We start from the raw sequence: 17390 nt of genomic DNA on the forward strand, positions 1-17390 counted from the left end.
GGAACCGCACCCACCCCATCGCGGGTGAGGAGCGGACGCCCGAGAAGGGCGCTGTTTCACAACTCCGACGAGTTATGAAACAGGCCGTAAGCTCCCTCGCGTGTACTTCGTGGAGCGCTCGCGCCTGGATTCTCCGCTCAGCAAACTGGTCCTGCACCTGCCGGAGACGACGGTGCTCGGCTGGATCCAGCGCGCCTGGCACCACGAGGACCCGCTGGGGCTGCTCGATGCCGAGCTGAACGGCGGGCCCTACGGGTTCGACACGATCTTCGAGGCGATTGAGGAACACTCCCTGCCCTGCCCGCAGACCCTCGACGAGCTGCGCGAACTGCTCGACGAACACCTGTGGATCGAGTCCGAGGACCCGATCCGCCTCGACGGGCGCGGGCTGCGGGTGCGCACCGACGACGACGAGGTCGACCTGGCTTACTTCTTCCTGGAGGACGAGGCGGTCACCGCTCACCCCGACCGGCTCGCGTACCTGGTGAACGACTCCTGGCCGCTGCCGTCCGACGCCGCCGCGTCCGGCGCGGCCTTCACCCCCGATGTCGCGCTCCGCGTCGCGGACCCCAGCGGCCCCGGTCCGGATTCGGTCTACCTGGTCCGCGTCACCTGGGAGCATCCCGAGCCGAGGGCCACGAACCTCAACCGGCGGGAAATGATCGTCTTCCGCGGCGTCGACCTGCCCGGACTCGCCGACCATCTGCGCGGCGCAGCCGAGCCGGTGTCCTGGGAGAGCTTCGACGCCGATCTGCTGCGCTCCCTCGTCGGGCCCGACGACGACGGCATCGGCCCCGCCCTCGACCGCTACCTCTGCCTCGAACCGTACGACCTGTCGGTTCGGGGGGTGTGGACCGCGCCGAGCCACGAGCAGATCCTGACGTGGAAGCTGCCGGAGCCGCCGCCGCAGGCGCGCCTCGAAGTCGCCGAGCACATCGCCCAGGCTGCTCGCTACATCGACGACTTCTTCGGCTACGAGCAGCTGTTCCTCTTCGACACGCGGTGGGCGGCCGCGCACCCCGATCTCGCGCAGTCCCTGCTCCGTTACGGCACCGACTGGGACCCGTTCGCCCCGTGACAGTGTCGGGCTCCGGCGTCTGAACGGCCGGGCAACCGGCTGCCGTGCGCGCGAATGCAGCTACCTGCCGATACGGCTGATCGCCTGAATCGCCATCAAAACGCCTATGTGCGACATACGGTGGTCGAGGACTCGTGTGCCGATCACCGGAGGATGCTGCAGATGAACACCCGCACTCGATCACTGGCCCTGCTCGCCGCCATGACCGTGGCCGGCGGAGCCCTCGTCGGCGGCTGCGGCACCACCACCCCCGCGACACCGGCCGCGCCGGCCGTCGTGGCCGCGCAGCCCAGCGCCTCCGCCCAGTACAACAACACCGACGTCCAGTTCGCCCAGCAGGCGATCGCGCTACGGCAGCAGGCCCGCTGGCTCGCCCAGCAGGCGGTCGAAGGCGCCCAGTCGGTCGGGCTCAAGCAGTACGCCACCGAGGTCGAATCGGCGTCGCAGCCGCAGATCGACCAGCTCACCGCCTGGCTCACCCAGCACAACCTGCCCGTGCCCTCGGCCGCACCGGGCGGGATGGCGTCCATGCCCGCCATGGCGTCGGCCGCGCCGAACGCGATGCCGTCGATGCCGGCCATGCCCGACGCTGCCGCCCTGAAGGGACTGAGCCCCGAACAGTTCCAGGCCAAAATCGTCGAGCTGTTCTCCACCAACCACGAAGGCCTGCTCGGTTCCATCACCGCCGAACTCGCCAACGGCGTCGACCCCACCGTCAAGGGCATCGCCGACCAGCTCAAGTCCACCACCACCAGCGAACAGCAGCAGCTGAAGGCCCTGACCGGTCCCACGCCGACGCCATCGCGCTGACCCCCGACCAGACTCGACGCACCTGCCGCTGGCCGTAGGCGACATTCCTGCGGTCAGCGGCCCGCCTTTTCGGCGGACACCCGCCTGTCGGCGTCGAGGGCAGCCTGTTCCAGGCGCCGGCGATAGTCCGACCACCACTGCTCGTCGGCGGCAGGCAGGTTGTCGTGGCTGGGCAGCAGCCCGGCTGTGCCGTCGATGAGTTCGCGCACGATGTCGGCGTGCCCGGCGTGGCGCTGGGTCTCCGCGGTGACGTGGACCAGGACGTGGCGCAGTGTGGGCGTCGCATCGCCCCACCACGGCACCCGGCCGACGTCGTCCAGCGCCAGGGCTTCGATGGTCGCGTCGGCGTGGGCGGCCGCACGCCGGTACAGGTCGACGATCTCCTCGCGGGTCTCCTCCGCGGTCGCCCACATGTCGGCGTTGGCCGTCGCACCCTCGCCGACGAACGGCAACTCCTGCTCGAACGGCCGCCCGAAGACGACACCGAAGTAGAGGATCTCCGTGGCCGCGGAGTGCTTCACCGGGCCGAGCAGGTTGGTGCCGGTCCGGGTCAGTGGCCGCCGGATGTCGTACTCGCCGAGCCCGTCGAGTTTCCACAGCAGCGACTCGCGCCCGCCCTGGAGGTAGTTCTGCAGGTCCGCCTTCATCGCGCCACTATGGCATCGGCCGGATGCGCCTGCTGCCCCGAGTGATCGACGCAGATCATGGGATGCGCACCCCGGAGCCCACGAATATGCCTGGGTGCCGGACGCCGGGGTGCGCATATGATCACCCGATGTCGGCCGCCGTGACACGAGCATCGCTGCGAAAGATCCTGCCCATCCTGGATCCCCAGCCCATGGCGATCCTGCCGGATCGTGTATGGACCGGCGAGCAGTGGCAGCGGATCCAGTCGGGCTACCGGGCCAGGGACATGGACGAGAAGTGGAATGTGTTCGCCGAGGGGCGGGTCGTGCACTTCCTGCGGAGCTGGACCGGTCACACCATCTACGAGGCGACGTTCTCCGAAACCGCGGTCGGCCTTCAGGTCACCGCGGCCGTCGTCGAGAACGAGCAGGAGAGGTACCGCCGGCCGACACCCGAGTATGACCGGGTCATGCTGGAGCTCGTCCTCGCCGCGATCGTGCTCGGTGAGCCGGCCACCGGCCTGCGCGCGGAGCTGGTGAAGCTCAGCGCGCCGCCTCGTGAGGTGCCGCCGGCGGTGATCCTGCACAGTTCGCTGGGCCTGCGCACCGACGATTAGCCGCAGCTCCGCGAGATCGCCGCGCGCGGGTCAGGACGACAGGGCTTTGCTCTTGAGCACCTCGAACTCGGCCTGGGTGATCGCTCCGGTGTCGAGCAGGGACTTGGCCTGCGCGATCTGGTCGGCGGGCGAGGCGCCCGTGCCGACGGCGGCGCGGATCTGCGCGTCCATCTGCTGCTTCATGGCCTGCTGCTGCTTCAGGGCGCGGTCGGTCATGCCTCGGCCGCGCACGATGAGGTAGAGCAGGATGCCGATGAACGGCAGGACGATGACCAGGATGGTCCACAGGGCCTTCGCCCAGCCTGAGGTCTCGTGATCGCGGAACAGGTCCGAGAAGATCATGATCAGCAGCCAGAACCAGATCACGAACAAGAAGAATTCGAACATGAACAGCAGGAAGTCGCCGTTGCCGAACGACGACTGGGCCAAGGTCATCATGCGTGTCCCCGGGTGTCGTTGATTTCGACCGGGCGCGTCATCGCCACCGGTTTACTCCCAGACGCTAGGGCAAATGCTGCGGTTATGGGGTCAAACGGTCCGATAAGGGGGCGGGGCTCGGCCCGGTGCGGGTCGGGTGGATGGCCGCGCGGGCCGGTCGCGAGGCGGTCCCGGCTTGCGCCGATCCGGACGGGTGCCCATTATGTGCGTTGATCACGAAGGTGATGAAGGAAAGTGACGTCCCCCTAGGTCGGCCCGCCGCCGCCCCACCCCGGCCGCGCCCGAGCGCCGTGGCACAGGCCGACCAGGCGTCGCAGCGTCGCGAGGAGGACAGCACACGTGCCAGACGAGACGACCGCAGCGGGCGCAGAGCACCCGGACGCACTCCCGCAGCACGGCGAAGAACAGCGGCGACGCCGCCGACGACGGTGGTGGCTGTTCACCGCCACCGCCCTGGCCGTGCTGCTCTGCATCCAGCCGCTGTTCGCCGGCGGCGACGACGCGGGCTCCGCGCCGTCGTGGCATCCGGACACGACACCCGACGGCCACTGGTCGATCGGCGCGGCGCAACCGACCGCCGGGCCGCCCCCGGCCAGCGCCAGTCCGACATCGGCGCCTGCGCCGACCTCGGCGGTCCCGACACGACCCGCGGCCACGGGTCCGTCGCGGTCACCCGCCCCGGAGCCGCTCGGCCCCGCCGACGCGGCCGGAGTGCAGGACCTCGCGGCGAAGTACTGCCGGCGGCATGTGAACGGCTCCGTGGCGACGCCCCGCGCGGACGGCGGCTGGCAGTGCGTACGGCTGCTGGTGTTCGTGCGAGCCGTCGACATGGACGTCGCGTGCGCCGACGCCTACGGCAAGGGCGCCTACGCGCGGACCACCGACCAGGACGACGCGTACGCCTGGCGGTGCTACCGGCGCTGATCCGCAGGACCCCCGCTCACCGGTTGTCGTCCGGGTCCGGCTGCGGCACGGCGAGCTTGTGGGCGACGTCGTCGGCGACCGGGTGGCCCGCGTTGGCGTACAGCTTGTACGCGTGCTCCCAGCGTTCACGGGCTGTGGCGTGCTCGCCCAGCGCCTGGAACGCGTCACCGGCATGGTTGGCTAGCTGCGCGTCCAGGATCGCATCGCCCACTTGCCGGACCAGGTCACGGGCGATGTCGTACTGCTCGACCGCGGCGGCGTACGCGCCGAGGGCGTAGTGGGCCTGGCCGATGTTATCCAGGGACACCACCTCGTTGACGGTGTCACCGGCCAGGTGCTGGTCGGCGGCGGCCCGCCGGAAGAACCCGATCGCCGCCGCCGGGTCCCCGCCGTAGGCCAGGTACAGGCCGACGCCGTTGGCGGCCCGCCCCGCCCAGCTCGGGTCGTCCAGACCCGACCACAGCTCCAGGGACCGCTCGACGTGGGCCAGCGCCTTGGCGAGGTCGCCCTGCAGGAAGCACACGTAGGACAGCACGAACTCGGTCTCGGCCTCCCCGCGGTGGTCCCCGATGTCCCGGCACAGCTGCATCGACTCGTGCATGTGCGTGTACGCGTCGGCGAACCGCTGCAGACGCCCCGCGACGGCCCCAAGGAACCGGTGGGCGTGCGCGGCAGCCGCATGGTCCATCGACGCGGTCGCCGCCCGCAGCGCCACCGCCCACGCCGCCCCCTCGTCGTGCCAGCGGTGCTGCTCGTACAGGAACGTGTCCAGGGCCCAGCCGAGCTGCCACGCGTACTGGTCCTGGCCGTCGTCGCGGGCCTGGCGCAGGGTCGCCAGCAGCACCGAACGTTCGGCTTCCAGCCAGGCCAGCGCCGTGCGGTAGTCGGGCCGGTGGCTGCCCTCGGCGGGCGGCACCGGCAGCGGGATCGCCGGGCGGATCGGGTTCAGGACCCGGTCGGCCTCGTGGGCCTTGCGCGTGTAGTGGTCGAGCAGCCTGGTCAGCGCGTCGCGGCGCTCGTCGCCGGTGTCGGTGGTGCGGGCCAGCTCGTGGGCGTAGTCGCGGAGCAGGTCGTGCAGCTGGTAGCGGCCCGGCCGGTGCTCGACCAGCAGGCCGGCATCGACCAGTTCGTCAAGCTCGGGACGGGCGTCGTGCACTCCGGCGAGGGCGGCGGCCGCGTCGTCGCCGATGTCGGGTCCAGCGGTGAGGCCGAGCCGGCGGAACAGCCGCGCGGCCGCCGGGCCGACCGCCGCGTACGACCAGGAGAACACGGCATGCAGGCTGTCGTGGCTGCGCGAGCCGGCCCGGCGCAGGTCGGCGGCGGCCGTCGCCAGCGGCGACCCCGTCTGGGCGACCCGGGCGGCGGTCAGCGCGAGCGCCAGCGGCAGCCGCCCGCAGGCGGCGACGGCGTCGGCGGCCGCGGTGTCGTCGGCGGAGCCGGGCAGGCGCGAGCGGACCAGCTCGACGGCTTCGGCCTGGCTGGGCAGGTCGACGGGCACCGGCACGGCGGCGTACTCGGCGACCAGCGAGGTCAGCGGGCTGCGGCTGGTCACGATCGTGCGCACGCCGGGGCCGGCGGCCAGCAGCGGGCGCACCTGGTCGGTGTCGCGGGCGTTGTCGAGCACGACGAGCAGGCGGCGCTCGGCGGCCAGGCCGCGGAAACGGGCCGCCTGCGCGGCCGGGTCGGCGGGGATGTCGCGGGCGGGCACGCCGAGCGCGTCGAGGAAGACGCGGATGGCGTCGGCCGGGTCGAGGACGTCCCCGTCGCGGGCGTATCCGCGCAGGTCGGCGTACAGGCGGCCGTCGGGGAAGGCCGCGGCCTGGCCCGCGGCCCAGTGCACGACGAGCGTGGTCTTGCCGATGCCGGGCGGCCCGGACACCACCGTGACGGGCTGGACAACGTTGTCCAGCGCGCTCAGCGCAGCGGCGCGGCCGACGAAACTGCCGGCCATCGCGGGCAGCAGGCTGGGTCCGGCCGGTTTGGCGCCGGTCCGCTGCCGCAGTCCTTCGTGGACGCCGACGAGCACGTCATGGCGGCGACGCCACTCGGCCAGTTCGGCCTCGCTCGCGCCGCAGGCGAGCACGAACGGGCGCACCAGGGTCTCGAAGTCCGGCGGCCGTTTGATCTGCCCGTCGAGGATCGCGTAGAGCTGGGTCCGGCTGATGCGCACCTGCCGGGCGATACCCGGCAGGTCCCGACCCGACGTTTGCCACAAGGTCCGGAGGTTGGCGCAGAACTGCGTGACGGGGCTGGTGCGATCGTCCACATAGGTCACCCTATCCGGTGGGGTCAGGTACCCGTGTTCCGCAGGACGGCGACGATCAGGTGAACGGATCGGCCGACGGCGACCGCCGGGGTCAGAAGACCGCACCCGGGTTGAGGATTCCCGACGGGTCGAGGCAGTCTTTGATGCGCCGGTTGAGCTCCAGCGCGTCCGGGCCGAGATAGTTGGGCAGCCACGCCTTCTTGAGCCGGCCGACGCCGTGCTCGCCGGTGATCGTGCCGCCCAGGGCGATGGCGAGGTCCATGACCTCGCCGTAGGCGCGCTGGGCGCGCGCCGACTGGTCGGCGTCCATTGGGTCGAACACGATCAGCGGGTGCGTGTTGCCGTCACCGGCGTGGGCGATGACCGCGATCAGGACCTCGCGGGCCCGGGAGATCGCCTCGATGCCGCGTACCAGCGCACCGAGTGCGGGCACCGGCACCCCGACGTCCTCCAGCAGCAGCGAACCCTTCTTCTCCAGGGCCGGGATCGCCATGCGCCGCGCCACGGTGAACGCCTCACCGGTCTGCGGGTCGTCGGTGGTGAACACCTCGACGGCGTGACTCGCACGGCAGAGCTCGCCGATGTGTTCGATCTCCTGCGCGGCGTGCGTGTGGGGCTCGTCGGACTGGATGACGAGCATGGCTTCGGCGTCGCGGTCCAGGCCCATCCTGGTCAGATCCTCGACGGCGTTGATCGACGTGCGGTCCATGAACTCCAGCATCGACGGGCGCAGGCCACGCGTGACCGCCAGGACTGCGCCGGTGGCGTCGTCGAGGGAGGCGAACGTGGCGACCAGGGTGGCCCGCGGCCGCTGGGCGGGCAGGAGCCGCAGCACGATCCGGGTGATGACGCCCAGCGTGCCCTCGCTGCCGACGAACAGCTTGGTCAGCGACAGCCCGGCGACGTCCTTGATCCGGGGTCCGCCCAGCTCGACCGCGGTGCCGTCGGCGAGCACGACGGTGAGCCCGAGCACGTAGTCGCCGGTGACGCCGTACTTCACGCAGCACAGGCCGCCGGCGTTGGTGGCGACGTTGCCGCCGATCGAGCAGAACTCGTACGACGACGGGTCGGGCGGATACCACAGGCCGTGTTCGGCGGCCGCCGCCTTCACCTCGGCGTTGAGCAAGCCTGGCTCGACGACGGCGGTGCGCGACGACGGATCCACCGTGATCGCGCGCATGCGCTCGGTCGAGACGACCAGGCATCCCGCCACGGCCGAGGCCCCGCCGGACAGGCCCGACCCGGCCCCGCGGGTCACCACGCCGAGGCGCTGCGCCGTGGCGAACCGCATCACGGCCTGGACGTCGGCGGTGCAGGTGGCCCGCACGACCGCGAGCGGCACCCCGGCGAGGGGATCGTTGGCGCGGTCCCACCGGTAGGCGTCCATACGGTCCGGGTCGGTGATGACACAGCCGGGGGGCAGCGCGTCCACCAGGGGTGTGAGGTCGACCGAACCGGTCGTGCCGACGCCGCGAGAGGCTACGTCCATCGGGCACCTCCCTGATGGCCAGGTCATCGCGAGTACGCCTCGCTGCCGGGGACCATGACCTTCGATTTCTGATCCTATCGGGCGGTGACCGATTGTTCACGGGCTCGACGCCCTCGGCAGGGTGGCCGAGCCGTGCCCGTGTCCGGTCCGGTCCGGTCCGGTGTCTGGATCCGCGCGGACGCGCCTGTCAGGCACACGGCGGTGGCTGTCTGGAGTCGGTCGGCCGTCATGCCGGCCGGCCTGCGAGGCGTTGACGCTGTGGCCAGGCGATTCCACTTTCCGAGGAATCGGGTGAGGAGCCAGGCGACATGTTCAAGTCCGGAACCCGGCGCGGCCTCGCGGTTGTCGTCATCGTCCTCGCTGCGGCGGTGGCGCAGCTGGTCGGACCGTCGGCGGCGCACGCGGCCAACCCACAGTGCGACGGCGGGGGCGTGCTGATCCGCGATTACGGCGGCAGCGGAACGTACTCGGCGTGGATTCCCGCGTACCGGTCGAGCAACTTCAACTGCTGGCTGCTGCGCGGCTCGCACAACTCCGGGGTCGGCCAGCTGCAGCGCGCGCTGAACTACAACTTCGGCGGCTGGGACGGCTACGTATGGCTCGACGACGACAACGACTTCGGGGGCCTGACCCAGGCGGCGCTGAAGTTCGCGCAGAACTACTGGCGTAACAACATCGATCCGAACGTCAAGGTCGACGGCGGGTACGGCTCACAGACCCGCAACAATCTGTGCTGGCCGATGATCAACGGTAGCGGCTGCATCTATTACTGATCGCGCACCTCTGACAGGTTCACCGAGGGGCCGGCCGTTCGAGGGCCGGCCCTTCGCTGTATGCGTCCCACGTCGGCGGTGACGCCGCGCACGCACTCGTTTGCCACTGCCTGCGCACTCGGCGTCCGTAGCGTCGCCGATGCACGAGGACGGCGGCTGCCGGTACGGCCGGTATCGCGTCGCCGAGGACGAGCGAAGGAACATGCCATGACGATCAATGCCGGTGCCCCTGTCGTGGTGGGCGTGGACGGCTCGGCCGAAGGGCTGGCCGCGGTGCGCGTGGCGGCCCGGGAGGCGGCCCACCGGCGGCGTGCGCTGCGGATCGTGCACGCGTTCATCTGGCCGCTGATGCACGTCCCGGTCGGCCCCGCGCCCGGCGGCCCGGCCGACGGCGGCCTGCGCCATCAGGCCGAGCGGTACGTCGAGCAGGCGATGGCGCAAGCGCACCAGGTCGCCCCGGAGGTGCCGGTCACCGGGGTGGTCGTCGACGGCGCGCCGACCCCGGTGATGGTGCACGAGTCGCGCGGGGCGGCGCTGCTGGTGCTCGGCAACCGCGGGCTGGGCGGGTTCGCCGAGCTGCTGATCGGCTCGGTCACCGTGCAGGTCACGGCCCGTGCGCTGTGCCCGGTGCTGGTGGTACGCGGCGAGCCGCGCGCCCGCGGGCCGGTCGTGGTCGGCGTCGACGGTTCGGAGCTGTCGATCGAGGCGGTCGGGTTCGCGTTCGAGGAGGCCGCCAACCGCAGCGCGCCGCTGATCGCGGTGCACGCGTGGCTGTTTGCGACGCCCGCGCTGCGTGACGGCTCGATGCCGCGGGTGCACGACGTCGACGGGCTCGGTGAGGAGCTGGACCGGGTGCTGCCCGAGGCGGTCGCCGGGTACGCCGAGCGCTTTCCGCAGGTGGCGGTCCAGCATCTGCTGGTGCGCGGCACCCCTGCGCACGTGCTGGCGGAGCAGTCGAAGACCGCCCAGCTGGTGGTCGTCGGCGCGCACGGCCGCGGAATGCTCGGCGGGCTGCTGCTCGGCTCGGTCAGCCATGCGGTGCTGCATCACGCGCAGGCTCCGCTGGCGATCGTGCGGCACCGGTCCCGGCCGCACTGACCTGGTCGCGGGATGAGTGGAGGAGTCGGGATGGGCGAGCAGGCCGACGTCGTCGTGGTGGGTCTGGGGCCGGGCGGCGAGCACGTGGCCGGTGCGCTGGCCGAGGCGGGCCTGGACGTGGTGGGCGTCGAGGCGGAGCTGGTCGGTGGGGAGTGCCCGTACTGGGCGTGCGTACCCAGCAAGATCATGATTCGGGCGGGGAACTCGCTGGCCGAGGCCCGCCGGGCGGCGATCCTTGCCGGCACTGTCGAGGTGAGCGCCGACTGGGGCCGCGTCGCCGACCGGATCCGGGAGGAGGCCACCGACGGCTGGAACGACCGGGCGGCGGCCGGCCGGCTCACCGCCAAAGGCGTGCGGCTCGTCCGGGGGAGGGGCCGCCTGACCGGACCGCGCCGGGTCGCGGTCGGCGAGACGGTGTACGAGGCACGCCGCGGCGTGGTGCTGGCCACCGGCAGCCGGCCGCGGATCCCCGCGGTCGACGGGCTCGCCGCGACGCCGTACTGGACCAACCGCGACGTCATGAAGGTCGAGCAGCTGCCGGCGTCGCTGCTGGTGCTGGGCGGGGGACCGGTCGGGGTGGAGATCGCCCAGGTGTTCGCCTGGTTCGGGTGCGCGGTCACCGTGATCGAGGGCGGTGAGCGGCTGCTGTCGAGGGAGGAACCCGAGGCGGGGGAGCTGGCCGCCGCCGCGCTGCGAGCCGACGGGGTGTCGGTGCTCACCGGCGTGCGGGCCGAGCGGGTCGAGCACGACGGCGCCGGTTTCGCGGTGTGGGTGCAGGGTGAGCAGGAGCCGCTGCGCGGGCAGCGGCTGCTCGTCGCGGCGGGCCGGGGCGTGGACCTGGCCGGGATCGGCGTCGCAGCGGTGGGGCTGGATCCGGCGGCGCGGTCGGTGCCCACGGACGCCCGGATGCGCGCCGGGGACGGGCTGTGGGCGGTCGGCGACATCACCGGTGTCGGCGCGTTCACGCACATGGCGACGTACCAGGCGCAGATCGCGGTCGGCGACATCCTCGGCCGGCCGGGGCCGACCGCCGACTACCGGGCGCTGCCGCGGGTCACCTTCACCGACCCGGAGATCGCCGCGGTCGGTCTGACCGAGCAGCAGGCCCGGGAGCAGGGTCTGCGGGTGCGGACCAGCCTGGTGCCGATCGACTCCTCGACCCGGGGCTTTATCCACGGGCCGGGCAACGACGGGTTCGTCAAGCTGGTCGCCGACGTCGACCGGGGTGTGCTGGTCGGGGCGACCTCGGCGGGCCCGGCGGGCGGCGAGGTGCTGTACGGGCTGGCCGTGGCCGTACACGCGCAGGTCCCCGTCACCAGCCTGCAGCACATGATCTACGCCTACCCGACCTTCCACCGGGCGGTGCTGCCCGCGCTGGAGGCCCTGCACTGACCTTGCTCCCCAAGCCCCAGCCTGGCGGCCCGCCGGCCGCGAGCGCGGTGAACGCCCTCCCCACCGCGCCCCCGGCGGCCGCCAGCCTGGTCAATCGGAAGCGGCCGCGGGCGCCGGCGCCGGTCGTCGACAGCGTGGTGCGGGATGCAGCCGGCAGAACCTGAGCCGTGGCCGGTCCAGGGCCCCCTTGGGCGATTTCGCCGGTTCCCCCAGCAGTGCGGACCGTGCCGGCACCGGATCTGTGACAGCCCGCCGAAGATCTCACTGCGACCGGTCCTGGGCTGGGCAGTCGCCGCCTGCCCGGCCCACGATTGACCGCGACCGTGACCTGCCAGGCACACCGAAGCGATCGTCGCTCGGGTGGGCGGTGCGGCGACGACGGAGGGCGTGATGACCGGCTGTGCGTTCGGCGAGCGGCTGCGGGAGATTCGGCAGTCGGCGGGGATGACCATCGAGGAGCTGTCCGCGGCGTCGGGTGTGAGCGGCCGGGCGATCAGCGACATGGAACGCGGGCACAGCCGGGCCCCGCAGGAACGGACCCTCGCCGCGCTGACCGGCGCGCTGGGGCTCGCCGACCCCGACCGTGCCGGGCTGGTCGCGCTGGTGCGCGCCGAGCGGGCGGGCGGCCGGGCCGGTCGGCCGCGCACCGGCGAGCTGCCCCGCGGGATCGGGGACTTCGTGGGCCGCGAGCGGGAGCTGCGGGAGCTGCGCGGCCATGCCGCGTCGGGCGGCGGCCGGACACCGGTGGCGCTCGTGCACGGCCAGCCGGGGCTGGGTAAGACGGCGCTGGCGATCCGTGCGGCCGAGCAGCTGCGCGACCTGTTCCCCGACGGGCAGGTCTACCTCGACCTGCGCGGCACCGACCCGGAACCGATGGGGGCCGGTGAGGCGCTGCGGCGGCTGCTGCGCGCGCTGGGCGTCGAATCCCGCGGCATCGCCGAGGACGAGCAGGAGCGGGCCGGGCAGCTGCGTGCGATCACCCGCGAGCGGCGCTGCCTGGTGGTGCTCGACAACGCGGCCGACGAGCGCCAGGTGCGGCCGCTGCTGCCCGGGGCGGGCGCCGGGATGGTGGTCGTGACGAGCCGCCGGCTGCTGGGCGGGCTGGACGGGGTGCTGCGGATCGGCTTGTCGCCGCTGACCTCGGCCGAGTCCGCGCAGCTGCTGCGGGCGGTCGCGGGCCGGGCCTTCGACCAGGCACCCGGGTATGAGCTGGGTGCGGTGACCCGGCTGTGCGGGCACCTACCCCTGGCGCTGCGCATCGCCGGGACCCGGCTGGCCAGCCGTCCCGGGTGGACGATGGGCCACCTGGCCGGGCGGCTCGCCGACGCCGACCGGCGGCTGGCGAACCTGCAGGTCGGGGACCTGGGCGTGGCCGCGGCGTTCGCGTTGTCGTACGCGCAGCTGTCCGGCCCGGCGAAGGTGGTGTTCCGGCGGCTGGCCCACGTGCCGGGGGCCGACTTCGCCGCCGCCCACGCCGCGGTCCTGGCCGAGGTCGACGCCGGTGAAGCCGAGGACAGGCTGGACGAGCTCACCGAACTGGGGCTGCTGCAGCACGAAGGGTGCGAGCGCTACCGGTTCCACGACCTGATCCGGCTCTACGCCGCCGACCGGCTGCGCTGCGAGGAGTCCGCGCAGGCCAGGGCGCGGACCGGGCGGCGGCTGGGCGACTGGCTGCTGGACACGGCGGTCGCGGCCGGGCTGCGGTTCGCACCCGATGCCGGCGGACCAGGGCCGGACGACCGGCCCGGTCTGCCCGCGTCGGCCTCGCCGGAGCAGGCGCGTGCCTGGCTGCGCGCCGAAGCCGACAACTGGCTGCCCGCGCTGCGCTCGGCGGCCGCCGACGGCCGGCACCAGCGGGTCGCCGACGTCGGCGAGGCCCTGCACTGGCACGCCGAACGCAGCGTCCACACGGGACGGTGGGCGGAGGTGTTCGGCCTGTCGCGGGCGGCCGCGGCCCGGCTGCCCGACCGCAGGCAGGAGATCACCCACCTGGCCTACTACGGCTGGGCCGTGTCGGTCTGCCAGCGCCGCCACGCTTACGGCGTGGACCTGGCGATGGAGGCCTACCGGCTGGCCGAGGACCTCGGCGACACCAGGGAGCAGGCCGCGGCGATGCACCACGCGGCCCACGCGTGGCGGCTCGGCGCCGACGCCTGCCAGGCCGTGGCGGCGTACCGGCTCGCCCTGGACCTCGCCGGCACGGCCGGCGACCACGACGGGTACGTGCAGGTCCGGATGGGGCTGGCGCAGGCGCTGGTGGAGTTCGGCAGGCCGGATGAGGCGATCGAGGAGTTCCGGGGCGTGCTGCGCGAACTCGACGCGCGTGCGGTCGATCCGGCGGCGGCGCGGATGGCCGCGATGACGGCCCGCGCGGCGCTGGCCCGGTGCCTGGGCGACGTGCGGCGCTGGCCGCAGTCGCTGGCCGAGGCGGTACGGGCGCTGCCGCTGGCCGGTGCGCACGGGCCCCATTTCGCGGGCCGGGTCCACCTGACGCTGGGCCGGTCACACTCCGCGCTCGGGGCCACGGAGCAGGCGCGTGCGCACCTCACCCGTGCGATCGACCTCCTCGGCGGCCACGACTCCGGTCCCGGCACGGCCGGCAGCCGTGCTCCATCCTGCACGCGGGCGCTGTGCGAGGTGGAGATCCCGGTGTGGGCCTGGCACCGGGGCATCGCACAGCACGCGCACGTCGGTGTCCACTGCGCCGAGCACCGCACCACGTCGATCGGTGTGGCGCAGGCCGCATTGGCGGACCTCGACGGAAGAAACTACGTAGACACAGGTCAGACCGCCTACGCCTGAGTGACGCGGGAGCGGGGGCCGGGAGTCGTGAACGCACTCGGGTGCCACTGCTTCGGCACTGGGCCCGCCTAGCGTCGGTGCGGACAGGGACGACACGGATCGCGTCGCCCCAGGTGGCGGACCGGCCCGCGAACGGGCCCGCCGCGGCCGTACCGACCCGGACCACACCCGCGACCGCGGTGCGGTCCGACCTCAGGAAGGAAACACACGTGTCACCGAGAAAGAAGTTCCTGGCCATGGGTGTGGCCGCGGCGGCAGTGCTGGGTGTGGCGGGCGTCACGGCGATCGCCCCCAGCGCCGCGCAGGCCACGCACGACCGCGGTCCGAAACCGACGGTCGTGCTGGTGCACGGCGCGTTCGCCGACTCCGGCGGCTGGGACGGCGTGACCCGCGAACTGCTCCGCGACGGCTACCCGGTCGTGGCCGCCCCGAACCCGCTGCGCGGTGTCGCCTCCGACGCCGCACAGCTCAAGGCCAAACTGGCCCAGATCGACGGCCCGATCGTCCTGGTCGGCCATTCCTACGGCGGCATGGTCATCTCGGCCGCGGCCACCGGCAACCCCAACGTCAAGGCGCTGGTCTACATCGCCGCGTTCACCCCCGACAAGGGTGAGAGCGCCTTCACGCTGGCGTCGAAGTTCGAGGGCAGCACCCTGCCGCAGACGCTGCGCCCGGTCCCGCTGCCCGACGGCAACGTCGACCTGTACGTGGACCAGCAGATGTTCCGCCGGCAGTTCGCCGCCGACGTCCCGGCCAAGGACGCCGCGCTCATGGCGGCGACGCAGCGCCCCGCCACCGCGGCCGCGCTCAACGAGGCGGCGGCGGGCGAGCCGGCCTGGCGCACCATCCCCAGCTACCACCTCATCGCCGAGGCCGACCAGACCATCCCGGCGAAGCTGCAGCACTTCGGCGCCGAACGCGCCCACGGCGTCAAGCAGCGCGAGAAGGGCGCCTCGCACGCGGTGTTCGTGTCCCGGGCCGACGACACCGCCGACTTCATCGAGCGGGCGGCCCGCGAGACCGACTGACCTGAAAACAGCCGACCGCACTGAGGGGGGCGGTGGGCAGCGGGTGGCGGGGGCCGGGGGGCTCACCTGCCAACCGTGTCGGGTGGCGGAAATCGGGGGATTGACCCGCTACCCGTGTCGCGGCCGCAGTACGGACCGTTCTCGTGGCACTCGGATGCCACCGGATCCGTACTGCGGCCGCCTTGTCGTGCGACGACGGCCGCCGGTCCGATCGGCGACCACGACGTGCGCCCCCGATTCTGCGTAACTTCTGCCTGGTAGACGACCACATCCGCTGGTTGCATGGAGGGCCGAGCCGGTCCGCACGAGACCGCGACCCGACAGCGAAGGCAGGCCATGACCGAGTCGACGACGGCGGTGCGGTTCACCATCCTGGGCCCGGTCGCCGCCCGGCGCGGCGGCGTCGAGCTAGAACTCGGCGGCCGCCAGCAGCGGCTGGTCCTCGCGCTGCTGCTCGCCCACGCCGGATCGGTCGTCAGTCTCACCGAACTCGTCGACACGATCTGGCACCAGGACCCGCCGGCCAGCGCGGTCAACGTCGTCCACCGCTACATCGGCACCCTGCGCCGGCTCATCGAACCCGACCTGCCCGTACGCGCCGTCGGCAGCCACCTCATCCGCCACGCCGCCGGCTACCGGCTCAAAGTCGACGAGCAGTCCCTCGACCTGCTGCGGCTGCGCCGCCTCGTCGCCCAGGCCCGGCAGGCCGGCGAACCCGCCGCGGCGGCACGCCTGTTCGCCGAGGCGCTGACGCTGCGGCGCGGCCCCTGCGGGATCGGCCTGGACACCGACGCGCGCAGGCCCGCGGTGTTCGCCGCGATCGACGCCGAGTGCGCGCACGCCGTACGCGACGCCGCCGACACGGCCCTGCGCTGCGGGCAGCCGCGCCTGGTCATCCCGGCCCTGCGCCAGGCGGCCGCGCTGCACCCGCTCGACGAGGCGCTGCAGGCCCGGCTCATGCTCGCGCTCGCCGCCGACGGCAGGCAGGCCGAGGCGATGGAGACGTTCCAGGACGTGCGCCGGTGGCTGTGCGACCAGCTCGGCATCGACCCCGGCCCCGAGCTGCTGGACGCCTACGACCGGCTGCTGCACCAGCGCATCACGCCCGGTCCGGAACGCGGCACGTCACCCGACCCCGTCGGTCCGTTCGCCCCGGCAGACGACGGCGAGCACGCCGCTCCCGTGTCATCACCCCCGGACCCGGCTCACCTGTGGCCGGTGCCGCCGATCCCGGCGCAACTGCCACCGGACCACCCGTTCTTCGTCGGCCGTGCCGGTGTCCTCGCCCGTGCGCAGGAGCTGCTCGACCAGGACCGCCGCCACGGGCGCGCCATGGCGCTGGCCGTCGACGGGATCGCGGGCATCGGCAAGACCACGCTGGCGATCCATCTCGGACACCGCCTCGCCGCCGCGTACCCCGACGGTCAGCTGTACGCCGACCTGCGCGGATCGGCCGCAGACGGGCGCGCGATGAGCCCCGCCGAGGCGCTGCGCGGCTTCCTCAGCTCGCTCGGCGTCGCCCCGCAGCACCTGCCCGCCGAGCTGCACGCGCTGGCCGGGCTGTACCGCAGCATCCTCGCCGGGCGGCGCATCCTGGTCGTGCTCGACAACGGCCGCGACTTCGAGCACGTACGGCACCTGCTGCCCGGCACACCCGGCTGCCTGACCGTCGTGACCAGCCGCCACCCGCTCACCGGGCTGCTCGCCGCCGGCCGCGCCCACCCGCTGTCGCTGGACCTGCCGTCACCCGACGAGGCCCGGCAGTACCTGATCCGGCGGCTCGGCCCCGAGCGGATCCGCGCCGAACGGGCGGCGGTCGACGAGATCGTCGCCGGCAGCGGACGTCTGCCGATGACCCTCGCCGTGCTGGCCGCCAGAGCCGCGAGCCGCCCCGACACGCCCTTGTCGGAGTTCGCCGCGCCACCGGCGACGCCGGTTCCGGCAGGACCGGTCGCACGATCGCGCACGTGCCGGGCGGTGGACCGCGGACCTGCCGTGCACAACATGCCGTTCGCGCGCTGGGAGTGACCCGACCACCTCCATCGTGGC

Annotated in this window: 14 protein-coding genes; 10 read left to right on the forward strand and 4 right to left on the reverse strand. The window is 73.1% G+C overall.

All coding sequences use genetic code 11. From position 1 onward, the window contains the following. The first annotated feature begins 100 nt into the window (after positions 1 to 100). The gene (locus tag ACFQO7_RS29700; protein ID WP_376809472.1) at positions 101 to 1078 is read left to right on the forward strand and encodes a hypothetical protein; all 978 of its coding nucleotides are present in this window, start codon (positions 101 to 103) and stop codon (positions 1076 to 1078) included. Between the two features lie 162 nt (positions 1079 to 1240). Further along, positions 1241 to 1888 (forward strand): DUF305 domain-containing protein, encoded by a 648-nt coding sequence (locus ACFQO7_RS29705; RefSeq protein ID WP_376809473.1) that lies wholly within the window; start codon positions 1241 to 1243, stop codon positions 1886 to 1888. Positions 1889 to 1941: 53 nt separating this feature from the next. Here the strand turns inward: ACFQO7_RS29705 and ACFQO7_RS29710 are convergent, their stop codons facing one another. After that, positions 1942 to 2535, reverse strand: a complete 594-nt coding sequence (locus ACFQO7_RS29710) for a DinB family protein (protein WP_376809474.1) — start codon at positions 2533 to 2535, stop codon at positions 1942 to 1944. 128 nt (positions 2536 to 2663) lie between these two features. Here ACFQO7_RS29710 and ACFQO7_RS29715 point away from each other — a divergent pair, with 128 nt between their 5' ends. Further along, entirely contained in the window at positions 2664 to 3131 is a 468-nt protein-coding gene (locus tag ACFQO7_RS29715) for a hypothetical protein (RefSeq protein ID WP_376809475.1), read from the forward strand. A 30-nt stretch (positions 3132 to 3161) separates the two neighbouring features. On the opposite strand, the gene ACFQO7_RS29720 is transcribed toward ACFQO7_RS29715, so the two are convergent. Next, a complete protein-coding gene (locus ACFQO7_RS29720) occupies positions 3162 to 3566 on the reverse strand; it encodes an SHOCT domain-containing protein (protein WP_376809476.1) in 405 nt (134 codons plus the stop codon). A 342-nt stretch (positions 3567 to 3908) separates the two neighbouring features. On the opposite strand from ACFQO7_RS29720, the gene ACFQO7_RS29725 reads away from it, so the two are divergent. Beyond that, complete coding sequence (locus ACFQO7_RS29725; protein WP_376809477.1) at positions 3909 to 4493, forward strand: hypothetical protein; 585 nt, start codon at positions 3909 to 3911, stop codon at positions 4491 to 4493. A gap of 16 nt (positions 4494 to 4509) precedes the next feature. On the opposite strand, the gene ACFQO7_RS29730 is transcribed toward ACFQO7_RS29725, so the two are convergent. Beyond that, positions 4510 to 6759: a tetratricopeptide repeat protein gene (locus ACFQO7_RS29730; RefSeq protein ID WP_376809478.1), complete on the reverse strand. Its 2250-nt coding sequence runs from the start codon at positions 6757 to 6759 to the stop codon at positions 4510 to 4512. A gap of 91 nt (positions 6760 to 6850) precedes the next feature. Beyond that, positions 6851 to 8248, reverse strand: coding sequence for an FAD-binding oxidoreductase (locus ACFQO7_RS29735; protein ID WP_376809479.1), 1398 nt, complete (start codon positions 8246 to 8248; stop codon positions 6851 to 6853). Between the two features lie 308 nt (positions 8249 to 8556). Here ACFQO7_RS29735 and ACFQO7_RS29740 point away from each other — a divergent pair, with 308 nt between their 5' ends. The 6 genes from ACFQO7_RS29740 (at position 8557) to ACFQO7_RS29765 (ending at position 17369) form a co-directional block, all read left to right on the forward strand. Then, positions 8557 to 9021, forward strand: a complete 465-nt coding sequence (locus ACFQO7_RS29740) for a hypothetical protein (RefSeq protein WP_376809480.1) — start codon at positions 8557 to 8559, stop codon at positions 9019 to 9021. 207 nt (positions 9022 to 9228) lie between these two features. Then, on the forward strand, positions 9229 to 10119 hold the full coding sequence (locus ACFQO7_RS29745; RefSeq protein WP_376809481.1) for a universal stress protein: 891 nt from the start codon (positions 9229 to 9231) through the stop codon (positions 10117 to 10119). A 30-nt stretch (positions 10120 to 10149) separates the two neighbouring features. Then, the gene (locus tag ACFQO7_RS29750; protein ID WP_376809482.1) at positions 10150 to 11511 is read left to right on the forward strand and encodes a dihydrolipoyl dehydrogenase family protein; all 1362 of its coding nucleotides are present in this window, start codon (positions 10150 to 10152) and stop codon (positions 11509 to 11511) included. Positions 11512 to 11901: 390 nt separating this feature from the next. Beyond that, positions 11902 to 14313: a helix-turn-helix domain-containing protein gene (locus tag ACFQO7_RS29755; protein ID WP_376809483.1), complete on the forward strand. Its 2412-nt coding sequence runs from the start codon at positions 11902 to 11904 to the stop codon at positions 14311 to 14313. Positions 14314 to 14522: 209 nt separating this feature from the next. Next, complete coding sequence (locus ACFQO7_RS29760) at positions 14523 to 15341, forward strand: alpha/beta fold hydrolase (RefSeq protein ID WP_376809484.1); 819 nt, start codon at positions 14523 to 14525, stop codon at positions 15339 to 15341. 336 nt (positions 15342 to 15677) lie between these two features. Beyond that, the gene (locus ACFQO7_RS29765; protein ID WP_376809485.1) at positions 15678 to 17369 is read left to right on the forward strand and encodes an AfsR/SARP family transcriptional regulator; all 1692 of its coding nucleotides are present in this window, start codon (positions 15678 to 15680) and stop codon (positions 17367 to 17369) included. Positions 17370 to 17390 lie beyond the last annotated feature (21 nt).

The organism is Catellatospora aurea (genome assembly GCF_042663325.1).
Taxonomy (GTDB): domain Bacteria; phylum Actinomycetota; class Actinomycetes; order Mycobacteriales; family Micromonosporaceae; genus Catellatospora; species Catellatospora aurea.